Consider the following 22,861-nt stretch of genomic DNA (forward strand, 5'->3'; position numbering starts at 1 on the left):
CCGACACATGCCAAATGATCAGCCGACAACGATGTACCGAGGTTCAGGCGATGCCTCGAATCCGGTATGGCGGTGGGATCCACGCACGCAAGCGTGCCAGCCGGCACTGACAGTGGACGAAGCCTCCGGCAGAGCTGTCGTCAGGCTGATGAGCCTGGTGGATCTCCTGCGCAACGCGGACCGGGTCCTCGCGCTCTCGGGTTCAACCGCGGGGGAAGATGTCGCCGTCTTCGAGTACCTGCTGGCGATCCTCTACTCGTCGGATCACGTCCCCACCTCGCCCGAGGAGTGGAGCCACTGGGTCGAGGGCCAGGAGTCGCTGAGTCCGGCAGCCGACTGGCTTGCTGGTGAGCCGGACGACCGATGGGACCTCTTCCATCCGGAGCGGCCGTTGGGACAGAACGCACAACTCGCGCCCTTCCTCGACGGCCACGGGGTGGGGCATGCACAGCTCGTCATCGAACGCGCAGGCGACTACAACCAGTTCTTCGACAAGTCCCATCTGCACGACCCCGATCCGATGCGGCCGGATGTCGCGCTCAGGGCGATGCTCGCCCAGCACGCCTACGGTCTCGGCGGCAGGGCGATGGCCAAAGCGGGCTGGCGGGGGCCGCAGTTGACCTACCAGGCCGTCGGGCGGCTCGGTTCCCGTATCCGGGTGATCGCGATGGGGCCGACGCTCGGCGACACGCTTCGGCTGAACCTCGTCCCCGGCAGGGACCCGCAGCCGACCTTCAACTACTCCTGGACGGACGGGCGCCGACGCCGGCGCACCTTCCGTTCCGGGAAGGAGCCGCGCCTCCCCGACGGCCGGGCGGACCTGCACTCCTTCCTCGGAAGGTCGATCCTGTTGCGACCCGTTCTGGTCGACGGTCGGCTGATGGTCGACCGGGTGCTGATGGCCGCCGGCGAACTGCTCGCCCCGCTGCCCCCTGCGTACTTGCAGGACGCCGTGCTGACGCGGTCCGGGAACTACGAAGGGCCGCTGCGCCCGAGTGTCGACCGGGCGGTCTGGCAAGAGGCTCACGCGCTGTACGCGTCGGCCGCGGACCGGACCAAGGGCGCGGACCTGTACGACCGCCTCGCCGACCTGCCCGACAGGTCGGTGAGCCTGTGGGCAGTGGGACTCGTCTCTCGCAAGTCAGCCGCCGTCAGGTGGGTGTCGGACTCGTTCCCGTACACGTCGAGTCTGCGGGTCGACCTGAAGTGGGCGGCCGACGAGGGATCGGCGATGTGCGAGTACGCGGCGAAAGCGCTGTGGTCGGCGGCGGTCGCCGCCCGTGAGGCGGCGTACCCGAATGCCAAGCCGGCGGACCGAAAGCCGCAGACTGCCCGGTTCAACGGATCGCGTGAGATGTGGGCCGGGGCCGCCGCTCCCTTCCACGCGCTGCTCGACGCGGTGAACGCGAACCAACGACCCGACGCCGGGCCGTTGGAAGCGTTCGGACGGGAGATCCGGACGACCATGCGGAACGCCCTGCGGTCCCGCCTGGCCTCGCTGCCGCCCGGCGAGCGCGGGATGAGGGCCCGGATCCAGGCCGAGATGCGGCTCAAGCAGATGCTGAATGCCACGAAGTGCCCCGCCTACCTCAAGGGGAATCCCCATGACTGATCCGCAGTTGCCCCCGGAACTGCAGGCCCTGATCGCGGAGAGTGTCGACGACGTAGCTGGGGCGCCCAAGGGCACGGCCACTCATGAGCGCCCTCGGTCCGAGCAGCTCAGCCGCTACCTGTGCCGCCTGGTGTGGTCGCACGACACCGGTGCACTCGCCGACCTGAGGCGGCCCGAAGCCCTGACCGAGCCGAGGCTGATCGCTGCCAACTTCGCAGAGGAGGAGGAGCAGCGGCTCGCCTACGAAAAGGTGGCGTTCCTCTTCGCGCGCTTCCATGCCGGCCGGAGCAGAGCGCTTTCCGGCTCAGGGTCAACAGGCCGCGCGCTCCGCCGTATCGGCAGTCCGGGCGGAAGGGGCCCCAATGATCCTGGGGCCACTCGGCTCCTCGACCGGTTGGTGGCCTCGCACGAGCTCCCCTTGCGGCACCTGCAGCACGCGATCGAGCGCGCCCGCGCCTGTGACGTGACGCCCCCGTCCTGGGCGCGGCTGGCGGACGACCTCACGAAGTGGCGGTCACCCGGCGGGTCGGTCGCCTACGACTGGGCCCGCGACTTCTACACCCCCGTTTTCCCTTCGAAGAGGAACGACTGACAACGTGACGATCATTCGCAGCGACGCCGTGTACGAACAGCTCGGTTGCCACCAGTTCCTCTCCCTCCACGCGCTCGAAAGCCTGGTGGCAGTGCTGCCGGTCCGCGATGAGAACGGGATGGCGAAAATCATCCCGTTCGGTGGCGAGACACGGAACCTGATCACGTCGCAGGCGCGACGGCGGGCGGAACGAACGCTCGGCCGTGACCGTGCGAACGCGGGCGAGGGGGCGCTGGCCGGCTACACGATGGGGATGCGCACCCGCGAGTGGGCACTTCTCGCCACCGACGCACTCTGCGCTCTGGGCTGGGAGCGGGGCGAAGCCCTCCCGACCGCCAAGGCCGTTCTGGAGGGCGTGGGGCTCAAGTTCGGGGACAAGGAACGCACCCGCGACCTTACCAAGGTGCTGGTCTTCGCTCCCGAGGACGCCGGAGAGAAGCTGGCCGCTTCCATCGACGCCAAGCGGGACGTCGTGGCCGAGTGGGTCAAGGAGTTCGAAGCCGCACGTGAGGAGGCAAAGAGCAGCTCCCGGGGCAGGAAGCGGGCGGCTGCGGAAACCGAGTCGCCGGCCGATGGCGAGGGGGGCGCAGGCGAGGAGCGCATCCCTCCCCTGCCGAGGGAGGTACGTGCCGGGGTGCTCACGGCACTCGCGCCCAGGGACGCCATCGACATCGCGTTGTACGGGCGCTTCCTCGCCGAGATCGCGGACTCACCCAATGTGGACGGTGCTGTGATGACCGGCCCCGCTTTCACCGTGCACAGGGCCAACCAGATCGACGACTTCTACAGCGCCGCGGACGATGCCAAGGTCCGGCGCAAGGCGAACGCCCTGGACTTCCTGGACGCGGCGGACGATGCGGGCGCGGGGATGACCGGTTACCAGTCCCTGATCTCGGGGACGTTCTACCGGCACGCGGCACTGGACCGGGTGCAGCTGCGGAACAACCTGGCGGCCGGCGGGATGCCACCTGAGGAAGTGGACGAGGCCGCCCGCGCGGCGGAGCGCCAGTTCGTAGAGGCATTTGTCGACGCCATGCCCCACGCGAAGAAGAACACCACCGCTTCCACGGGCTCCCTACCCAAGCTGGTCCTGGCCTTCGAGGGGGCGCGCCCGTTCAACTACGCCGCGGCCTTCGAATCGCCGATCGACGAGCGGGCAGGGGGCGGAGTCGCTCTTGCGGCCGCCCGCAGGCTCCTCGCGCAGCACCGTCTGGTCACCCTTAAGCGCTTCGACATCGGCGGGGGGCGCGTCCTCACCTACGACCTGGGCATCCAAGAGCTGCTGACTGAACTCGCAGGCCAGGAAGGGGCACTCGTCGCCACCGAGGCGGTTTCCGTCGAGGAAATGACCGCCCCGTGAGCTCGTACGTACTCCTGGCCCGATTGGCCGGCCCTCTCCAGTCCTGGGGGCTGAGCTCACGGTTCGACCAGCGGGACACACACCTCAGGCCCACCAAGTCAGGCTTCATCGGGCTGCTCGCCGCCGCCGCCGGGTTCAACCGGGAGGATCCGATCACGCCGCTCGACGAACTCCGGTTCGCAGTGCGTGCCGACCGGCCCGGTACCCCAGTGGAGGACTACCACACCGTCGGCGGTGGACGATATCCCCTTCGCCCTCGTGACCTGATCACCGACCACCGGCTGAACCGGACGACGGCTCCCCTCTTCGACAACATGCCCGGGCGGGCGTTCGGCGTCATGCCCGGCCCCTCCGTCGGCGGGTGGTACGGGGCGCCCAAGGGCATCGCCCCCGATCCGAACAGTGGCCAGCTCCTCCCCCGGACGGGGCACCGCAACCCGATCATCACCAACCGCTCCTACCTCGCGGATGCCCAGTTCGTCGCGGCGGTCGAGCATGAGGACAAGCAGATGCTGGACGAGTTGGCCGTGGCTCTGGAACAGCCTCGGCGCTTCCTCTGGCTCGGACGGAAATCCTGCCCGCCCGCAGGAGAGATCTCCGGTGGGGTACACCCCGGGTGCATCGAGGAGGTCCTCGCTGCCGCCCGCCTGCTCCCGCAGGCCACCTCCGAACAGCCGTGGACCTGGGTCGAGGTGGCACCCGGCACCACTGGCGCCTCAAGGATCAACGACCAGCCGGTCAGTTTCCACCCCACCCACCGCAGCTACGCGCCCCGCTGGGAACGACGCGTGTACATCGAACCGGGCCAGTCCATCGGATGGGAGCACCTGCTATGACCACGGCCTCCACTGCCATCGCACGCTTCGTGGCCTGTCACAGCGTCCTCCACCTCGACGCCCGCCATGTTCTGGCGCAGAAGGCCGTTCTCGACCCCCACATCATGCATCGCCTGGTGATGTCGGGATTCAACGGGTGGATCACCCCGAATGAGCCGGACCCACGGGCCCAGATGGGCATCCTGCACGTCTGGTCACTGGACCTGAAGAACAACAGGCTGGTCCTGATCGTGCAGTCCCGCGTCCAGCCGGACTGGTCGTTCGTCCCCCGAGCGGCTCTGACCGACGACATCACCACCCTGCCGGTCGACATGGCGGTCCGCGCCGGAGAGGCGTACGCCTTCCGGATCGTGGTGAACCCCACGCGCCAGCGTGGCACGCGCGAGCACGACCGCGCACCCCGTAAACGGCTGTCCGACACGACCCCCGGTCATGTCCGGCGGTGGTTTGCCGATCGCCTCCAGGCCGAGGGCGAGGAACGTGTGAGTCCCCTCGGTGTTCGTCGTATCGGGGCGCACGGGGTGACAGACTCCATGGTCGTGCGCATGCTGCCCAAGCTGAGCCTGACAGCCAAGCACCAGGGCGCCAGGATCGGCCGCGCGGAGCTGAAGGGGGAGCTGACCGTGACCGACCCCGAGGCATTCGTCGACGCCCTTGCCAACGGCGTCGGCCGGGCCCGCTCCTACGGTGCGGGACTGCTTCTGGTTCGTTCCCCGGGCAGTGTCTGATGGAGCAGGATCCGCCGAATCACGGCCGGGCCGCCACGCCCGGAGCGGGTTTCCACGACCGAGCACCGGGTTTGTCCTGCTACCTCGCCGAGGCCGTCGGGCACCAGCTCGCCCTGGACGGGCTCGCCGCCCTCGCGCTCCGCGTGGCGACCCCGGTGGTCGTCCTGGAACCGGCACACAACGACTGGTCGAAGCTCTGCGGGAACCGCGTGATCATCAGAGAGGTGTGAGCACCGCCGACTACTGGGTTAATGAGTTCACTGACACCAGTGGCAGGCGGCGTATCCGACGCTGAGCAGCACCAGCATATTGCGCCGCCGCGCCTCCTCGAAGGCCTCCGGTGTCCAGTCGACGGGGTTGTCGGCATGCTCAAGCAGATACGGCGAGGTCACGCCAGCCAACCGATTCATGCGATTCAGCCTCTCACAGCACCAGGCGTGACCAGCGAGGCACTGAAGAGCCCACCTCGCTTGGCCGAATTGCACTTATGCGCCATCACGTGGTGGGCGCCCCATTCCTCTGGGAGTAGCCATCGAACTCTTCACGACCTTCCTCCGAGTCGGGCGGCTCGACGCCTCGGAACAGTAGGCTTGATGCAGCAGCCCCGGACCTGCCGAGGCCTCTCGAAGGACGTGCACCATGACCGCCGAGATGGTGGCGCCCGCGTGGATGCATACACAGATCAGCGCGGAACAGTACGACTCCTGGTCCGAGGAACAGTGCGCCGGCATCGAGGTCGTGGACGGGATGGTCGTCGTGAGCCCGCGCGCCTCCAAGCGCCACAATCGGCTGGCCCGCATCCTGGCCAACGCCCTGGACGCCGCCGCAGGCCCGGACTGGAACGCGGACACGGACTTCGACGTCCGCCTGCAGGACGTTCCGCTCACCAACCGCCGCCCGGACGTCATCGTCTACCGCGCGGAAACCATCGACCTCACGCCCACCCGCCCCAGCACGTGCTCCTGATCGTCGAGGTCGTGTCGCCGGGCTCGGAGACCACCGACCGGATCGTGAAGGTGGACCAGTACGCCAAGGCGGGCATCCCCTTCTACTGGCGCATCGAGCAGGCCGCCACCGGCTCCCGATCGTCTACACCTACGTTCTCGACCCCGCCATTACGACCTACCGGGACGGCGAGATCTTCACCGGCACCGTGAGAGCCACCGCCCCGTTCTCCGCCACGGCCGACCTCGGGACCCTGTGAGGAATCAAGAGCCGACCACAGTCAGCACCGCAACGATCCCGGCGCTGGCCTCAATCGCGCAGAACGACCGCTCAACTCGCTCTGCCACGACAAGCTGACCAGCCGCTCCTATCCTCTGAACGATGACGCCGCCTACAGTGCATGCCACGCCTACCACCGCCCCACGGCCAAGCACGCTCCCCGGCAAAGAAACAGCAAAGCCCCTCTGACACTGCAGGTCAGGAAGCGTGCTCTCCGCGCGAGCGGAGGTGATCCGAGGGCCTCGTTGTCCATGGAGGCGACGAGTGCGTGCTCTCCGCGCGAGCGGAGGTGATCCGGAGATTGCGTAGGAGCTGAACGCTCCGGTGCTGTGCTCTCCGCGCGAGCGGCGGACGAAATCCTGGCCCTCAAGGTGCTGCCTGACGGCGAAGTAGTGATCGGTATTTCACTTCGGCGAAGCCGTCAGTTGCTCCCGGATCCAAGCGTCGATCTTGTGGCTCAGTTCTTCATCGTACGTGGCCATACTGGCGCTTCCTGTGAACACACCAGGTCGGAGCTACCTGGTTGTCTAATGCAGTGGCACCAGTGGCAGGCGGCGTATCCGAACGCTGAGCAGCACCGGCACATCGCGCCGCCGCGCCTCCTCGAAGGCCTCCGGTGTCCGAGGCCACCAGTCGACCGGGGCGTCGCCGTGCTGGAGGAGGTAGGGCGAGGTCACGCCAGCCAGGCGGTTCATACGATCCAGGCTCTCACAGCGCCACTGCCCTGACGGCTTGCGCGCAAGCCCTGCCCCGCCGACCGATTCGCGCTGGTGGGCCATCACGTGACGGACACGGGCCGCCCCATTCGTACCCGGCACTCTTGCGGACGATGGACTTCTGCTCCCGCCCGGACGGGGTTCCGACAGGCTGCCGTGTTCCGCGGAGTCCGTGCCCGCAGCACGATCCGCTCGGCCTCGTCGGCCACGTCCTCGACGACCAGCGGGGACAGTCCCGAAAACACCGTCTGCACAAGCTCGTCGACATCTCTCACGGATGTCGACGACCTCTCATGACGCTCCGTCACCACCGGACGTAGGACAGGGTCGCGCTCGTCGGACGGCCCGCCCGCGGGGGCTTGCAACGCCGATACATGTGCGGAGCCGGGCCGTCAGCCGGGCTGGACGGTGACGGTGCACAGGCGCTTGGTGGCCCGGGTCAGAGCTACGTACAGGTCCCTTTCCCCGCCGGGGCGGGCCGTGCTGATTTCCTCGGGGTCGATGACGACGACGCCGTCGAACTCCAGGCCGCGGGCCTCGGACGCCGGGACGACGCGTGCGTGGTCAGCGATGCCCTGGGCCGCCGCCAGCTCGCTCGCCCTGCTGTCGGCGCAGATCACCCCGAGCAGCTCGTCCGGGTGCTCGGTGCTCTGGGCGCGGAGTTCCTGAACGACGGTCGCGGCCATCCCGTCCGCAGGTGTGGTCACGGTGCGAGGGGGCTCACCGCTTCGCAGGGACCGTGTGGGCTTCTGGTCGGGAGCGATCCGCGTGAGCAGGTCGCGGACGCTGTCCAGGATCTCCTGCGTGGTGCGGTAGCTGACGGTCAGGTTGTGCAGTTTGAACCGTGGGAGGACGTGCGGGCTCAGCGCTTCCTTCCAGTCGCGTGCCGTCGCGACCGGGCCCGCCTGGGCGAAGTCGCCCACCAGCGTCATCGCCTTTGCCGGGCAGCGGCGGACGATCATCCGCCACTGCATGGCGGTCAGCTCCTGCGCCTCGTCGACGACGACGTGCCCGTACGTCCGCTCCGGGGGGCCGTCGACCAGGCTCGCGGCCTCGTCCAGCAACGGCACATCGGCGTCGGTCCACGGGTCCCCGGGACCGCGCAGCAGAAGGGCGCGCTCCTGCGCGGTCAGGCGGGGCAGGTGCTCCGCGAGGGCATCGGCGTCCGTCAGCAGCGCCTTGACGAGGTCACCGGCCACCAGGCGCGGCCACAACACCTCGACCGCTGCGTCGACGTCGGCGTCGGCGAGGAGATCGGCCCGGAGGGCGTCCAGGTCCAGTTCGTGGACCGGACCCGCGTCGGCCGCACCCTCGGCACGGCGCTGGGCGGCGCCCGTGAACCGGTCGAGGTCGAGGCCCGTCATCTTCTCCGCGTCGGCGTCGATCTGCTCCAGCAGGTCGCCCATGTCCCGTTGCATCGCGTCGGTGACGGCCTCGACCAAGAGCTCCTTGAACGCCTGGCGCGCAGGGTTGTGCCCCGATGCCGCGCCCAGGGCGGCCTTGCGGGCCGTGGCGACCTCCTCGTCGGGCAGGCGGACCCGTTCCGGTCCGACCCGTACGGTGAAGTCCCCGCCTGGGGCCTGGTGGACGCGCAGCAGGCCGGCCAGGCCATCGGCGAGGTCGGAGCGGCCCTTCAGACGCGCCGTCTCGAAGGGGCCTGCTGTGTCCGCGGACACGCCGGCCAGCTCCCGGAGGGTCGCCAGCACGACGTCGTTCTCTCCGAGGGAGGGAAGGACCTGGGAGATGTAGTCGAGGAACCGGGTGTTCGGGCCCACCACCAGGACGCCCTCCTCCGCGGCGCGGGGGAACGCGTACAGGACGTAGGCCGCCCTGTGCAGGGCGACCACCGTCTTGCCGGTGCCGGGCCCGCCCTGCACCACGGTCACCCCGCGGTGCGCAGAGCGGACGATCTCGTCCTGCTCGGCCTGCAACGTCGCGACAGCCGCTTGCATCGTGCCCGTACGCCGTGCCGACAGCGCCTCGACCAGCGGGCCGTCCCCCACGACGTCCTCGTCGGTCGGGACGGACCCGTCCAGCAGCTCGTCGCTCACCGAGGTGACCGTGCGCTCCTCGATGCGCAGGTGCCGGCGGCGGCGCAGGCCCATCGGGTGGACCGGGGTCGCCTCGTAGAAGGGCCGGGCCGCATTGGCGCGCCAGTCCACGAGCAGAGGGATGTCGTCCTCCTCCGTTTGCAGCCCGATCCGCCCGATGCGCAGAGCCATGCCGTCCGCCCAGTCGATGCGCCCGAAAATCAGCCCTGTTTCGGCGCCCTCCAGCTGGCGGATTTCCTTGGCCAGACGCTCGGCGGTGTTCTCTCTCTCATACGCCTCTTCGGGGCTGTCCGCCGGGGCCTTCAGCACGCTCGCGCGCTGGACGCGCGCCTCGGAAAGCCGCTCGGTGAGCAACTTGTACACGGAGGCCACATAATCCTGCTCCAATGCAACCGCACGCGCAGCGGGATCATTCATTTCCGACAACGGGCAATCCTTCGGTTTGTACGGTGGAGCGGGGCTCGGGGCTGCGGGCCACTTCCTGGTCCCGTTCCGGTGCCGTGGCCTTCTTCTTTCCGGTCGGGCGCAGAGCGATGACCAGTACGGCGGTGGCGATGAGGGCGATGATCATGATCCAGACGGCGCCGACGTGCATGGAGTGGATGAACGCACGGTCGGCGGCCTGGGCGAGGGAGGGCCGGTCGAGGGTGGCGGCGACGTGCCGGGCCTGTTCCGCGGACACCCGGACGCTGTCCTGGTGCGCCGCCGGCACATCGCCCACCGCGGGCTCGACCGCGCCTCGATACGCGATCGACATGATCGTGCCGCCGACAGCGATCCCGATCACGCTGCCGGCCTGCCGCGCGGTATTGGTGACCGCCGACCCGGCGCCGGACTGCTCCAGCGGCAGACTGCTGATCAGTGCCCCGGTCACCGGGGCCATCACCAGACCGACGGAAAGACCCTGTACCAGCAGCAGGACCTCGATCCAGACCAGTGGGGTGTGCACGCCGAGGAACCCGACCGCACCGAAGCTCAGCGCGGCGACCGTGAGGGCCGGCAGGGCGACGGGGCGCAGCGACCACCGGCTGACCAGGCGTGCTCCCAGGGGGGCGCCCACGGCGGCGCCGACCGCGGTGGGGACGTTGGCCAGGCCGGCCTTCATCGGCGAGTAGCCCAGCGCGCCCTGCAGGTAGAAGGCGTTGTAGAAGGTGATGGCGGCCACGCAGAACAGCAGCAGCAGCATCGATGCGTTACCGCCGCCGAACATCCGCTGCGCGAGCATCCGCGGATCGAAGCTCGGCGTCCTGGCCCTCAGCTCGACGACCACGAAAGTCGCCAGCAACACGACCCCGACCGCGACCGGCGCCCAGACGTCCCAGCGGCTCCAGGTGTCCACCTGCCCCGCGCGGATCAGACCGTAGGTCAATGCTGCGAGTCCGCTGATCGACAGCAGGATTCCCGCCGGGTCCAGCGGCCGTACCGTGGGACTGCGGAAATTGGGGACCAGCAGGGCCACACCCGCCAGTGCGACGGCTGCAATGGGCACGTTGATGAGGAAGACCGAACCCCACCAGAACTTGCCGAGCAGGAGCCCCGCCAGGACCGGCCCGGCCGCCATCCCGACACCGGTGGAGGTCGAGGAGATGGCGATCGCGGTGGCCCGTCCGGGGCCGGTGAAAGTCCACAACAGGATCGCGAAGTTGGCCGGCATGATCAGCGCCGCGCCGACGCCCATCGCGGCCCGGGCGGCAATCAGCTGATTCGCATCACCCGCATACGCCGCCCACATCGAGGCCACGGCGAAGACCGCCAGACCGATTGCCAGGACGTTCCGGTGGCCGAAACTGTCGCCCAGCGCGCCCGCGGTGAACATCAGCGTGGCGAAGACCAGGGTGTATGCGCCGGTGGCCCATTGCAGCTGACCGGGGTCGGCGCCCAGGCCGCGGACCGGGTCCGCAAGGGTCTCCAGCGTCGTACTCAGGACAGTATTCTCCAGCCAAATCAGCAGTGAACACAGCATGAGAGTGGCGAGAATCAAACGCTGCCTGGATTTCGGCAGCGTCGGCGGCGTGGTCATGAACACCTTTGAGTTTCGGTCGGCAGAAACCTGAACGACGGGGACTCTAAACAGCCCCAACAACACTGTCAAGTTTCTGGCCCTTGTCAAGACTGTTGCGACCGAACCGGCTTTATGCCTGCATTGGATTTGCGGTTCGAATAGTTTTATGCCTCCGGCGGATTTACCGGCCGAGAATTTCACACCCGCGTCGGATTGCGACTCGGCGGATTTTCTGCCTCCAGGCGCGGGCGCCGATGCGATCGGCGGTCAGCGTCCCGCTCGCTGACCGCCGATCACGCCTGGCGCCGGAAACTACCCGACCGCATCGAGCCAGCGGCGCAGGTGCGCAGCGGTCTCCGCCGCCCGTTCCTCGATGATCGAGAAGTGGTCCGACTCGATGTGCTCGGTCGGTCCGCGATGTTGCCAGTCGGGGACAGGGTCGACGTCCCCGAATCCGCTCAGCGTCACGGTGGCCCGCAGGTCCAGCGTCGGCGCTGCGATCGGCTCGGCCTCGCGCTCGGGGTATATCTGCGCATAGCCGCCGAGGGCCACCAGGCCGTGATCGTCCACCGGGGTCAGTGCGTTGTCCCGCGACAGGATCTGCCCCAGCGCGTCGGTGAGCACGAGGCGGTTGAGTTCGACGTCGTGCGTCGAATAGGTGTCGATCATCGCGACGCCCGCGAGCTCGTGGCCGTCGTCCTCCAGCCGCCGGGCGACCGCATGGGCGACCGCACCACCGACCGAATAGCCGACGAGCGCCACCGGGGCCCTATGTTCCAGTGCCACGGCCGCGGCGAGGCTCTCGATCGCCGCCGCCCAGGTCGCCGGCAGGTCGTCGCCCACGCGCGTGCCGGGCAGCGGGAGCGCGCTGACCTGCCGATCGGGGCCCAGTTCGCGGGCCAGGCGGGCGAACTGGTGCGGGCCCGAGCCCGGCAGGAACGAGGGAACGCAGATCAGTGCCGGTGCCGCGGCGCCGCGCGCCAGGAGCTTCGCAGCCGGGCGCTGTGCGGCGGCCTCGGCGGCGGCGTACGTGGGCATCAGCGCCGAGCCCGCGGTCAGCAGGGGCATCGCTCCTGCCAGCTCACCCCGGCGATGCGCCGCCGACACCAGGTCGGTGATCGTGCCACGTACGCCGGAGGGTGCCTGATCGGCCACGCCGGTCCCGGGTTCCTCGATCCGCGAGCGCACCAGCTTCGCCACATCGGCGGCGGTCGGGTGGTCGAAGACCAGCGTGGACGGCAGCGTCAGCTCGGTCAGCTGGGCCAGCCGGTTGCGGAACTCGACGGCACCCAGGGAGTCGAAGCCGAGCTCGGTGAACGGCGCGTCCGGGTCGATCGCGTCGCCGGACACGTGGCCCAGGACCGCCGCGGCGACGTTGCGCACCTCCCGCAGGATCACGCCGTCGCGGTCCGCGTCCGGCAGCGCGGCCAGCTGCCGCGCCAGGCTGGCACCGGCGCTCGTGCCGACCGGGGGCACCCGGACCATGCCGCGCAGTACCGCGGGCAGGGTGCCGCCGCGCGCCAGGCCGGTGAGCGCCGCGGTGTCCAGCAGCGCTGTCACGGGTGTCGCCCGGTCGGTCGCGAGCGCGTTGTCGAACAGCGCCATCCCGGACTCCGCGTCGATCGGCACCAGGCCCAGCCTGGCCCGGATCTGGCGGACGTACTGCCCGGCGCCCTCCCCGCTGAGGAGTTCCGCCATGCCGACGGTCCACAGGCCCCAGGCCAGCGAGTGCGCGGGCAGGCCCGCGGACCGCCGCATCCGGGCCAGCGCGTCCAGCGCGCTGTTCGCGGCGGCGTAGTTGCCCTGTCCCTGTCCGCCGAGCAACGGCGCCGCGGACGAGAACAGCACGAACGCCGACAGGTCCAGGTCGCGGGTCAGCTCGTGCAGGTGCAGCGCCGCATCGACCTTCGGCGCCAGCACCCGTGTCGTCTGCTCGTCGGTGAGGGTGTCGATCGTGCCGTCGTCCAGGACGCCCGCCGCATGGATGACGGCGGTCAGCGGGGCGTCGCCGTCGATGCCGGCCAGCAGGTCCCGGACCGCGGTGCGGTCCGTGAAGTCGCACGCCTCGACCCGCACGTGGGCGCCGAGGCGGGTCAGCTCCGCGGCCAGCTCGGCGGCGCCGTCCGCGGCGGCACCGCGCCGTGACGCCAGCAGCAGCCGCCGGGTGCCGTGCGCCGCGGCCAGATGGCGGGCGACGATCGCGCCGATGCCGCCGGTGCCGCCGGTGATGAGCACCGTGCCCTGGCCGAACGACGGAGCCGCGTCCGGCGCGGTGGCAGGCAGCTGCCGCAACCGCGGCGCCAGGATCCGCCCCTCGCGGACGGCCAGGTTCGGCTCGTCCTGACTCGCGGCGCCGGCCAGCGACGCGAGCGGCAGGGCGTCGCCGTCGTGGTCGACGAGCAGGAACCGCCCCGGGTGCTCGGCCTGTGCGCTGCGCACCAGGCCCGCCACGGCGGCCCCGACGAGATCGGGTTCCTCGCCGGGCAGCCCGGCGGCCGTACGGGTCACGACCGCGAGCCGGCCGGGATGGCCGAATCCTAGCCACTCCTGCAACAGCGCGAGCGTCCGCAGCACGCCGTCGTGTACGTCCGCCGCGCCGGCGCCGGTGCCGCGGGGTGCCGCCCAGACCACCGTGTCGGGAGCTTCCGGCAGGGCGGCGAGTTCCGCGAGACCGGCGCAGCTCGCCAGGGGCTCGGGGGCCACGACGGCCGCCGGGTCGCCGAGCACGACCGTACGTCCGGGGCGCCCGGGTTCCGCTGCGGAGCCTTCGGGCAGGGCCTCCCACTCAAGGTCGAGAAGCGGTGCTGCGCCGCGCAGCTTGGCCAGCGCGTCCCGCTCGATCGGGCGGAAGCGCACCGACTCCATGCTCAGCACGAGCCCACCGGTCTCATCGACCGCGTCCACGCAGAAGGTGTTCGGCGCGGTACGGGCGATGCGGGCACGCAGCGCACCCGGGCCGGTCCGGGCCGGCTGGACGCCGCCGAAAGCGAACGGGAGCGGCACCCGGCCGTCGGGCCCGCCCTCGGCGAGCCGGCCGACAGCCGCGTGGAATACGGCGTCCAGCAGCGCGGGGTGCAGCACGAAGCCGGTGGCGTCCTCGGCGGTTCCGGTGTCGAGCGCCAGGTCGACGAAGACCTCCTCCCCACGCGACCACGCGGCCCGTACCCCCTGGAACGCCGGGCCGTACCCGAAGCCGAGGCTGCCGAGCGCGAGGTACACCTGCTGCGCGTCGACCGGCTCGCCCGCGGCCGGAGGCCACGCCCGGGACCAGTCCGGCACCGCGCCGGGCGCCGCGGGCGCGAGCAGGCCGTGGGCATGCGGCACCCAGGCGTCGGCGGTACGGGCGTGGACGGTCACGGGCCGCTGCCCGTCCGCGTCGGGTTCGCCCACGGTGAGCTGAAGGTCCGCGGCGCCGTCGGCCGGAAGCATCAGCGGCTCGGCGAGCGTCAGTTCCGCCAGTCGCGGCACGCCGGTCCGGGCGCCGGCGGCCAGCGCCAGCTCCACGAACCCGGTGCCCGGCACGAGGACCGCGCCGGAGACGACGTGGTCGGCGAGCCACGGGTGCGTGCGTGGCGAGAGCCTGCCCGTGAACAGCCACTCGTCCTTGCCGGCGAGCTGCACCCGGGAGTGCAGCAGCGGATGGCCGGCGGCTTCGGCACCGGCGAGCGGCGCGGCGGCGGCCTCGGCGGGCCGCAGCCAGAAGCGCTCGTGCTCGAAGGGATAGGTGGGCAGCGTGATCCGTGCCTGCGGCCGGTCTCCGAAGTACGTCGCCCACCGCACCGGCCGGGCCGCGCAGTGCGCGGTGGCCAGCGCGGCGGCCAACTGCTCGGGTTCGGCAGTGGTGCGGCGGGAGCCCGCGACCGCCGAGGCGCGCGTCGCGGGGTCCGCCGCCACGGTGGCGCGGGTCATCGCCGTCAGCACCGCGTCCGGGCCCAGCTCGACGAACAGGCCCGCACCCGAGTCGAGCAGCGACCGCACCGCCGGGGCGAAGCGCACGGTCTGGCGCACCTGCCGTACCCAGTAGCCCGGCGTACTCAGCGCGTCGTCGGCGAACACGCCGGAGACCGTGGAGCACAGGGGGATGCGCGGCCGGTGGTACGTCAGGCCCGCGGCGACCTCCTCGAACTCGGTCAGCATCGGATCCATCGAGGCGGAGTGGAACGCGTGGCTCACCCGCAGCCTGCTGGTCTTGACGCCCTCGGTCTCCAGCCGCGACTCGACCGCCGCGACCGCCTCGGTGCCCCCGGAGAAGACCACCGCGTCGGGGGCGTTCACCGCGGCCAGCGAGAGGGCGGCGAAGGCCGGCTCGGCCAGCAGTCCCACGGCCCGCTCCTCCGGCACCGCGGCGGCCAGCATGCCGCCGCCTGCCGGCAGCACTCCCATCAGCCGCCCCCGGGCCGCGACGAGCCGGCACGCGTCGGCCAGCGACCACACCCCGGCCACGTACGCCGCGGCCAGCTCGCCGATCGAATGCCCGGCCACCGCATCCGGCGTGACGCCGAACGACTCGACGAGGCGGTACATCGCCACCTCGAAGGCGAACAGCGCGGGCTGCGCGTACTCGGTGCGGTCCAGCAGCGTCTCCGCGGCCGCGCCGCCCGCATCGGCCGGCGCGTCGAACATCACCTCCCGCAGCGGACGCTCCAAGTGCGCGTCGAACTCCGCGCACACCTCGTCGAGCGCAGTCGCGAAGGCCGGGAACTCCCGGTGAAGACCGGCGCCCATCCCGGCCCGCTGCGCGCCCTGCCCGGTGAACAGGAATGCCGTACTGCCTGCCGGACCAGCGCCGTTGACGACGCCAGGACCCGGCTCGTCCACCGCCAGCCGCGCGAGGCCCGCCAGCAGCGTCTCCCGGTCAGGGCCCACGACGGCGGCGCGCTGCTCGAGTTGCGCGCGGCGCAGCGCCAGCGTCGCCGCGACGTCGGCCAAGGCGAGCTCCGGACGTTCGCACAGCGCGTCGTGCAGCCGGCGCGCCTGGGTCCGCAGTGCGGCGGGCGTCCGCGCGGACAGCAGCAGCGGCAGGGCCGCCGGGCACAGCGCCCCGGCCGGCGCCGGCGGGCCCGCGGGCGCCTCTTCGAGGATGACGTGCGCGTTGGTCCCGCTGATCCCGAACGACGACACACCTGCCCGGCGGGTACGCTCCCCAGCCGGCCACGGCTCGGCCTCGGTCAGGATCCGTACCGCCTCCTGCGGCCACTCCACGTGCGGCGACGGCGCGTCCACGTGCAGGGTGGACGGCAGCGTCTCGTGCCGCAGCGCCTGCACCATCTTGATCACACCGCCGACGCCGGCGGCGGCCTGCGCGTGCCCGATGTTCGACTTCAGCGACCCGATCCGCAGCGGCTCGGCGCGGTCCTGCCCGTAGGCGTTGATCAGTGCCTGTGCCTCGATCGGGTCGCCCAGCGTGGTGCCGGTGCCGTGCGCCTCCACCGCGTCCACATCGGCCGCGGCCACCCCGGCGTTGGCCAGGGCCCGCGCGATCACCCGCTCCTGGGACGGGCCGTTCGGTGCGGTCAGGCCGTTGCTCGCGCCGTCCTGGTTGACCGCGCTGCCGCGGATCACGGCCAGCACCGGGCGCCCGTTGCGCTGCGCGTCGGACAGCCGCTCCAGGGCGAGCACACCGACGCCCTCGGACCACGCGACACCGTCCGCGGTGCTCGAAAACGCCTTGCAGCGCCCGTCCGGCGACAGCGCCCGCTGCCGCGAGAACTCCTGGAACAGCAGCGGGGTCGACATGACCGTCACCCCGCTGGCCAGGACCAGCGACGCGTCCCCGACGCGCAGCGCCTGCACCGCCTGGTGCAGGGCCACCAGCGACGACGAACAGGCCGTGTCCACCGTCACCGCGGGCCCCTCCAGGCCCAGGGCGTAGGACACCCGGCCGGAGACGACGCTGCCGGCCGACCCGGTCGCCAGATAGCCTTCCGCGGCGCCGTCGGCGGCCTCGCGCGCCGTGTAGCCGTAGTCCTGGTACATGACGCCCGCGTACACCCCGGTGTCGCTGCCGCGCAGGGCGACCGGGTCGATGCCGGCGTCTTCGAGCGCTTCCCAGGACGCCTCGAGCAGCAGCCGCTGCTGCGGGTCCATCGCCGCCGCCTCTCGGGGGCCGATGCCGAAGAAGGCGGCGTCGAAGTCGCCCGCGGCGGGCAGGAAGCCGCCTTCCCGGGTGTAGATCTTGCCGGGTTTGCCGGGGTCGGCGTCGTACAGCTCGTCGACGTCCCAGTTCCGGTCGCCCGGGATCGTCGTGATCGCGTCGACGCGCCCGTCGAGGAGTTCCCAGAGCTGGTCGGGGTTCCCGACGCCGCCGGGGTACCGGCAGCTCATGCCGACGATCGCGATCGGCTCGTCCGCCCTGGGCCTGGCCGGGGCCGCGGTGGGGCGCGGCCGCGCCGGCGCCGAGCCGTCGACCCGGGTACGCAGGAAGCCGGCGACGGCGGCGGCGGTCGGATAGTCGAATACCAGCGTGGACGGTAGCTGGACGCCCGTGGCGGCGGTCACCTTGTTGCGGAACTCGACTCCGCCGAGGGAGTCGAAGCCCAGGTCGGTGAAGGGCACTTCGGGGTCGATGGCGTCGGCCGACTCGTGGCCGAGGACCGCGGCGGCGATCGCGCGCACCTCGTCGCGGATCAGCGCCTCCCACTGCTCGGCGGGGGCGTCGAGCAGCCGCTGGCGCAGCGGGCTGTCGGCGACGTGGCCACGCGCCGGTACGTGGATCAGGCCGCGCAGCACCGCGGGCAGCGTGCCCAGTCGGCCGAGCGCGATGAGGGCGGGGGTGTCGAGGAGCGCGGTCAGCAGCAGCGGCTCGTCCGTGTGCAGCGCACGGTCGAACATCCGCATGCCGGCGTCCGGCTCGATCGGGGCCAGGCCGAGCCGCGTGCGGATCCGGCGCTCCAGGTGGCCGGCGCCGGGGTCGTTCAACGCCTCGGCCATGCCGAGCTTCCACAGCCCCCAGGCCAGCGCATGCGCGGGCAGCCCGGAGCTACGGCGCACCTGGGCGAGCGCGTCCAGCGACGCGTTCGCGGCGGCGTAGTTGCCCTGACCCTGGCCGCCGAGGAGCGGCCCGGCGGAGGAGAACAGCACGAACGCCGACAGGTCCAGGTGGCGGGTGAGCTCGTGCAGATGCCAGGCGGCGTCGGCCTTCGGGGCGAGCACCCGGTCCACCTGCCCCGCGGTCAGGGTCTCGACGGTGCCGTCGTCGGCCACGCCCGCGGTGTGCACGACGGCGGTCAGCGGTGCGTGCGCCGGTACGGCCTCCAGCAGCGCCGCGACCGCGGCGCGGTCGCTGACGTCACAGGCGGCGACACGTACGTCGGCGCCCAGCGCTGTCAGCTCGGCGACCAGCTCCTCGACGCCCGGCGCGGCGGAGCCACGGCGCGAGGCGAGCAGCAGGCTGCGCACCCCGTGCCGGGTGACCAGATGGCGTGCGGTGACGGCGCCGAGTCCGCCCGCGCCGCCGGTGATCAGGACCGTGCCGTCGCCGAAGGATGCGCCGGCCCCTTCGGCGGCGGCCGTACGGACCAGCCGCGGCGCCAGCGTGGCGGCGTCGCGGAACGCCAGCTGCGGCTCGTCCGTGCCGGCCGCGGCGGCGATCCGCTGGTGCAGGTCCGCGATCCCGTTGTCGTGCGGGCCGCTGCCGTACGGGTCGGCGCCGTCGAGGTCGATGTTCACGATGCGCCCCGGGTATTCCGACTGCGCGCTGCGCACCAGGCCGCGGACGGCTGCTGCCGCGGGGTCCGGCGTCTCGCCGGGCAGACCTGCGCCGTTGCGGGTCAGCACGACGAGTGTGGCGTCGGCGCAGGCCGGTTCCGTAAGCCAGTCGCGCAGCACCGCGAGGGCGCCGTGCACGGCGGTGCGGATGGTCGCGGGGACGTCGTCGCCGTTTGCCGGCGCCGTCTGGGGCGCCCAGACGACCGCTGCGCCCGCGTGGTCCCCGCCGGCCGCGTACGCCGCGGCGTCCTCGAACGTCTCGGCGCAGCCCGGGACGGGCCGGCCCAGTGCGACCAGCCGCCGCTCCGGCGCCTCGGGCGCCGGCACCGGCGTCCAGTCGAGGGCGTGGAGCGGCTCGCCGGCTCCGGCCAGGGCGCTCGCGTCCGCGGGGCGGGCGAGCACGGCGTCGATCGACAGCACCGCGGCGCCGGTGGCGTCGCAGGCGTCGATACGCACCTTTTCCGACCCCCAGCGGATGATGCGGGCGCGGACCGCGGTGGCGCCGTACCGGAACACCCGGACGCCGCCGAAGGAGAACGGCAGCGGCAGCCTGCCGTCGGGCAGGTCCTCGGCGAGCGCGCCGAGGACGGCGTGGAAGGTCGCGTCCAGCAGCGCCGGATGCACCCCGAACCCGGCCGCCCGGCCCGCGCTCGCCTCGTCGAGGGCCACCTCGGCGAACACCTCCTCGCCGCTGGTCCAGGCCGCGCGTACGCCCTGGAAGCTGGGGCCGTAGCCGAATCCCAGGTCGGCGAGCCGGTCGTACAGCTGCACGTGGTCGGCCGGCGCGTCGTCGGCCGGCGGCCAGTCGGGGTCGGTCCAGGCGGGCGCCGTGCCGTCGGCGTGGGCGAGGGCACCGGTGGCGTGCAGCGTCCAGTCCGGCCCGCCCGCGTCGGCCGGCCCTGCGGCCACGGCGGGGCGCGAGTGGATCGACAGGCTTCTCCGGCCGGTGTGGTCGGGCTCGCTCACCGAGACCTGTACGTCCACGGCGTCGGCGCCGTCGAGCAGCAGCGGCGCCGACAGGACGAGTTCGTCCACGACGGGCAGCTCCAGGCGGCGGCCCGCGGCCAGCGCGAGATCGACGAACCCGGTGCCGGGCAGCAGTATCGATCCGAAGGCCGTGTGGTCCGCGATCCACGGCTGGTCGGCGGTGGAGAGCCTGCCGCTGAACAGCCACTCGTCGCGGCCCGCGAGCGGCGCGGCGACGCGCAGCAGCGGGTGTTCGAGCCCGAAGAGGCCGGCGCGGCCCAGGTCGCCGAGTGCGCCGTCGTCGGGCAGCGCCCAGTAACGGCGGTGCTGGAAGGCGTATCCGGGCAGGTCGAGAGGGGTGGCCGACCGTCCCGGGGTCAGCGGCGTCCAGTCGACGCCGGTGCCCGCGCAGTGGGCGGCGGCAAGCAGCCGCAGGAACTGGTCTGCCTCGTCGGCGCCGCGCCGTGACGCCGCCGCGACCAGCGCGTGGGACGCCTCCTCGTCGCCCAGCGTCTGCCGGGTCAGCGCCGCCAGCACCGCGTCCGGACCGACTTCGACGAACCGGCACACACCGGCGTCAGCGAGGGACCGCACCGCAGGGGCGAAACGCACAGCCTCGCGCACCTGCCGCACCCAGTACTGCGGCGTCAGCAGTTCGGGCCCGGCCGCCGTGCCGGACACCGTGGAACACACGCCGATACGGGGCGTCCGGTACTCCACCGAGCCGGCAACCTGCTCGTACGCGGTGAGCATCGGCTCCATCAGCGCCGAGTGGAAGGCGTGGCTGACCGTCAGCCGGGTCGTCTTCACGCCCTCGCCGGCCAGCCGCTCCTCCAGTGCGGCGACCGCCACGCTCTCGCCCGAGAACACCGCCGCTGCGGGCGCGTTCACGGCCGCCAGCGAGAGCGTCCCGGCCGCGGCCAGCTCCCGTGCCCGCTCCTCCGGCACCGCGGCGGCGAGCATCGCGCCACCGCGCGGCAGCGCGCCCATCAGCCGGCCGCGAGCGGCGACGAGCCGGCACGCGTCGGCGAGCGACCACACCCCGGCCACGTACGCCGCGGCCAGCTCACCGATCGAATGCCCGGCCACCACATCCGGGGTCACGCCGAACGACTCCAGCAGGCGGTACTGCGCCACCTCGAACGCGAACAGCGCCGGCTGCGTGAACTCCGTCCGGTCGAGCCGCGCCAGGCCCTCGGCGTCGTCAGCGGCTCCGGACATGACGTCGCACAGCGAGACCGGGAGCAGGGCGTCGAATGCGGCACACACCTCGTCGAGGGCGGCGGCGAATACGGGGAAGGCGGCAGCCAGCTCGGAGCCCATCCCGATGCGTTGTGCGCCCTGCCCTGTGAACAGGAAGGCGGTCTCACCGGTCGTGACGGCACCCGACACCACCTGCGGTGATGCCGACCCCGCGGCCAGTGCCTCCAGGCCGGCGAGGCGGGCGTCCCGGTCGGCGCCGAGCACCGCACCGCGGCGGCCCAGCTGGGCGCGCGTGGTGGTCAGCGCGGCGGCGATGTCGGCGTCATCCGCCTCGGGGTGGTCGGCGGTCCAGGCCAGCAGCCGGCTCGCCTGCGCCCGTAGCGCGGCCTGCGACTTGGCGGAGAGCAGCCACGGTGCCGGCAGGCCCGGCTCCGGCTGCGGTACGGGGGCATCCGGCCCTGCCGCAGGATCGGCGGCACCCTCGCGCGGCGCCTCTTCGAGGATCACGTGCGCGTTGGTCCCGCTGATCCCGAACGACGACACACCCGTACGCCGCGGACGGTCGAGCTCCGGCCACTGCTGAGCCCGCGTCAGCAGTTGCACCGTGCCCGCCGACCAGTCGGCCTCCGAGGTCGGCTCGTCCACGTGCAGCGTCGCGGGCATGACCCCGTTGCGCATGGCCAAGACCATCTTGATCACGCCCGCGACGCCCGCCGCGGCCTGCGTGTGACCGATGTTCGACTTCAGCGAGCCCAGCCGCAGCGGCTCTTCGCGGTCCTGCCCGTACGTGGACACCAGTGCCCGCGCCTCGATCGGATCGCCCAGGCGCGTACCCGTGCCGTGCGCCTCCACCGCGTCCACCTCGGACGCCGACAGCCGCGCGCCAGCCAGCGCGGCCCGGATGACCCGCTCCTGCGACGGCCCGTTCGGCGCGGTCAGCTGGCTGCTCGCACCGTCCTGGTTCACCGCGGAGCCACGCAGCACCGCCAGCACCCGGTGCCCGCTGCGCTGCGCGTCCGACAGCCGCTCCAGCACCAGCAGACCGACGCCCTCGGCCCAGCCCGTACCGTCCGCCGAAGCGGAGAACGCCTTGCAGCGCCCGTCCGGCGCCAGCCCGCGCTGCCGGGAGAACTCCACGAACGTGCCCGGCGTCGCCATCACCGTCACACCGCCGGCGAGCGCCGTCGAGCACTCCCCCTGACGCAGCGACTGCGCGGCCAGGTGCAGCGCGACCAGCGAGGACGAACACGCCGTGTCGACCGTCACCGCCGGCCCCTCGAAGCCGAAGGTGTAGGACAGCCGGCCCGACGCGATGCTGCCGGCGCTGCCGGTCAGCAGGTAGCCCTCGAAGTCCTCCGGCTCCTGCGGGGTCCGGGAGCCGTAGTCGTCGTACATGACACCCGCGTACACCCCGGTACGGGTGCCCCGCAGCGCGGTCGGGTCGATGCCCGCGTGCTCGAAGGCCTCCCAGGCCGTCTCCAGCAGCAGCCGCTGCTGAGGGTCCATCGCCGTGGCCTCGCGGGGACCGATACCGAAGAACTCGGCGTCGAACCGGTCCGCCTCGTACAGGAAGCCGCCCTCGCGGCAGTACGAGGTCCCCAGGTGGTCGGGGTCCGGGTGGTACAGGTTCTCCAGGTTCCAGCCGCGGCCCTCCGGGAACGGACCGACCGCGTCCCGTCCGGCGCCCAGTAGCTGCCACAGGTCGTCGGGGGAGGCGACGCCGCCTGGAAGCCGGCACGCCATGCCGACGATCGCGATCGGTTCGTGGGCGCGCTCCTCGAGCTCGTGCACCCGCTGACGGCTCTCGCGCAGATCGACCATCGCCCGCTTGAGGTAGTCGCGAAGTTTCTGCTCGTTGTCCATG

Annotated in this window: 9 protein-coding genes and 3 pseudogenes; 7 read left to right on the forward strand and 5 right to left on the reverse strand. The window is 71.9% G+C overall.

Translation table 11 applies throughout. The annotated features are described in order from the left end of the window. The first annotated feature begins 31 nt into the window (after positions 1-31). From H297_RS34190 to H297_RS0103300, 6 genes are read left to right on the forward strand one after another with little or no spacing between them, the layout of a single operon-like run. A complete protein-coding gene (locus H297_RS34190; RefSeq protein ID WP_051351439.1) occupies positions 32-1,612 on the forward strand; it encodes a type I-E CRISPR-associated protein Cse1/CasA in 1,581 nt (526 codons plus the stop codon). Continuing rightward, positions 1,605-2,204 (forward strand): type I-E CRISPR-associated protein Cse2/CasB, encoded by a 600-nt coding sequence (casB, locus tag H297_RS0103280; protein WP_027735891.1) that lies wholly within the window; start codon positions 1,605-1,607, stop codon positions 2,202-2,204. The genes H297_RS34190 and casB overlap by 8 nt, the downstream gene beginning before the upstream one ends. A 4-nt stretch (positions 2,205-2,208) precedes the next feature. After that, on the forward strand, positions 2,209-3,564 hold the full coding sequence (locus H297_RS0103285; protein WP_078513694.1) for a type I-E CRISPR-associated protein Cas7/Cse4/CasC: 1,356 nt from the start codon (positions 2,209-2,211) through the stop codon (positions 3,562-3,564). Further along, entirely contained in the window at positions 3,561-4,400 is an 840-nt protein-coding gene (cas5e, locus tag H297_RS0103290) for a type I-E CRISPR-associated protein Cas5/CasD (RefSeq protein WP_027735893.1), read from the forward strand. Before H297_RS0103285 ends, cas5e begins: the two co-directional genes overlap by 4 nt. Continuing rightward, complete coding sequence (gene cas6e, locus H297_RS0103295) at positions 4,397-5,128, forward strand: type I-E CRISPR-associated protein Cas6/Cse3/CasE (protein WP_027735894.1); 732 nt, start codon at positions 4,397-4,399, stop codon at positions 5,126-5,128. Before cas5e ends, cas6e begins: the two co-directional genes overlap by 4 nt. Further along, a complete protein-coding gene (locus H297_RS0103300; protein ID WP_027735895.1) occupies positions 5,128-5,358 on the forward strand; it encodes a hypothetical protein in 231 nt (76 codons plus the stop codon). The genes cas6e and H297_RS0103300 overlap by 1 nt, the downstream gene beginning before the upstream one ends. 33 nt (positions 5,359-5,391) lie before the next feature. On the opposite strand, the pseudogene H297_RS41035 reads toward H297_RS0103300, so the two are convergent. After that, positions 5,392-5,538: pseudogene (locus H297_RS41035) on the reverse strand (DUF255 domain-containing protein); the annotation flags it as partial. A 229-nt stretch (positions 5,539-5,767) separates the two neighbouring features. Between H297_RS41035 and H297_RS34195 the strand changes: the two are divergent. Further along, a pseudogene (locus H297_RS34195) lies at positions 5,768-6,332 on the forward strand (Uma2 family endonuclease). A 528-nt stretch (positions 6,333-6,860) separates the two neighbouring features. Here the strand turns inward: H297_RS34195 and H297_RS41040 are convergent. The 4 genes and pseudogenes from H297_RS41040 to H297_RS34205 all read right to left on the reverse strand — a co-directional run. After that, positions 6,861-7,047 (reverse strand): annotated as a pseudogene (locus tag H297_RS41040) (DUF255 domain-containing protein); the annotation flags it as partial. A gap of 413 nt (positions 7,048-7,460) precedes the next feature. Next, positions 7,461-9,491 (reverse strand): AAA family ATPase, encoded by a 2,031-nt coding sequence (locus tag H297_RS0103320; RefSeq protein WP_027735896.1) that lies wholly within the window; start codon positions 9,489-9,491, stop codon positions 7,461-7,463. 37 nt (positions 9,492-9,528) lie between these two features. Beyond that, complete coding sequence (locus tag H297_RS34200; RefSeq protein WP_051351440.1) at positions 9,529-11,139, reverse strand: MFS transporter; 1,611 nt, start codon at positions 11,137-11,139, stop codon at positions 9,529-9,531. A gap of 294 nt (positions 11,140-11,433) precedes the next feature. After that, positions 11,434-22,860, reverse strand: coding sequence for a type I polyketide synthase (locus tag H297_RS34205; protein ID WP_051351441.1), 11,427 nt, complete (start codon positions 22,858-22,860; stop codon positions 11,434-11,436). Position 22,861 lies beyond the last annotated feature (1 nt).

Source organism: Streptomyces sp. CNT360, from assembly GCF_000424785.1.

Coding starts and splice junctions, on each gene's coding strand:
- casB (WP_027735891.1), top strand. CDS start 1,605: ATGACTGATCCGCAGTTGCCCCCGGAACTGCAGGCCCTGATCGCGGAG.
- H297_RS0103300 (WP_027735895.1), top strand. CDS start 5,128: ATGGAGCAGGATCCGCCGAATCACGGCCGGGCCGCCACGCCCGGAGCG.
- H297_RS34200 (WP_051351440.1), bottom strand. CDS start 11,139: ATGACCACGCCGCCGACGCTGCCGAAATCCAGGCAGCGTTTGATTCTC.
- H297_RS34190 (WP_051351439.1), top strand. CDS start 32: ATGTACCGAGGTTCAGGCGATGCCTCGAATCCGGTATGGCGGTGGGAT.
- H297_RS34205 (WP_051351441.1), bottom strand. CDS start 22,860: ATGGACAACGAGCAGAAACTTCGCGACTACCTCAAGCGGGCGATGGTC.
- cas6e (WP_027735894.1), top strand. CDS start 4,397: ATGACCACGGCCTCCACTGCCATCGCACGCTTCGTGGCCTGTCACAGC.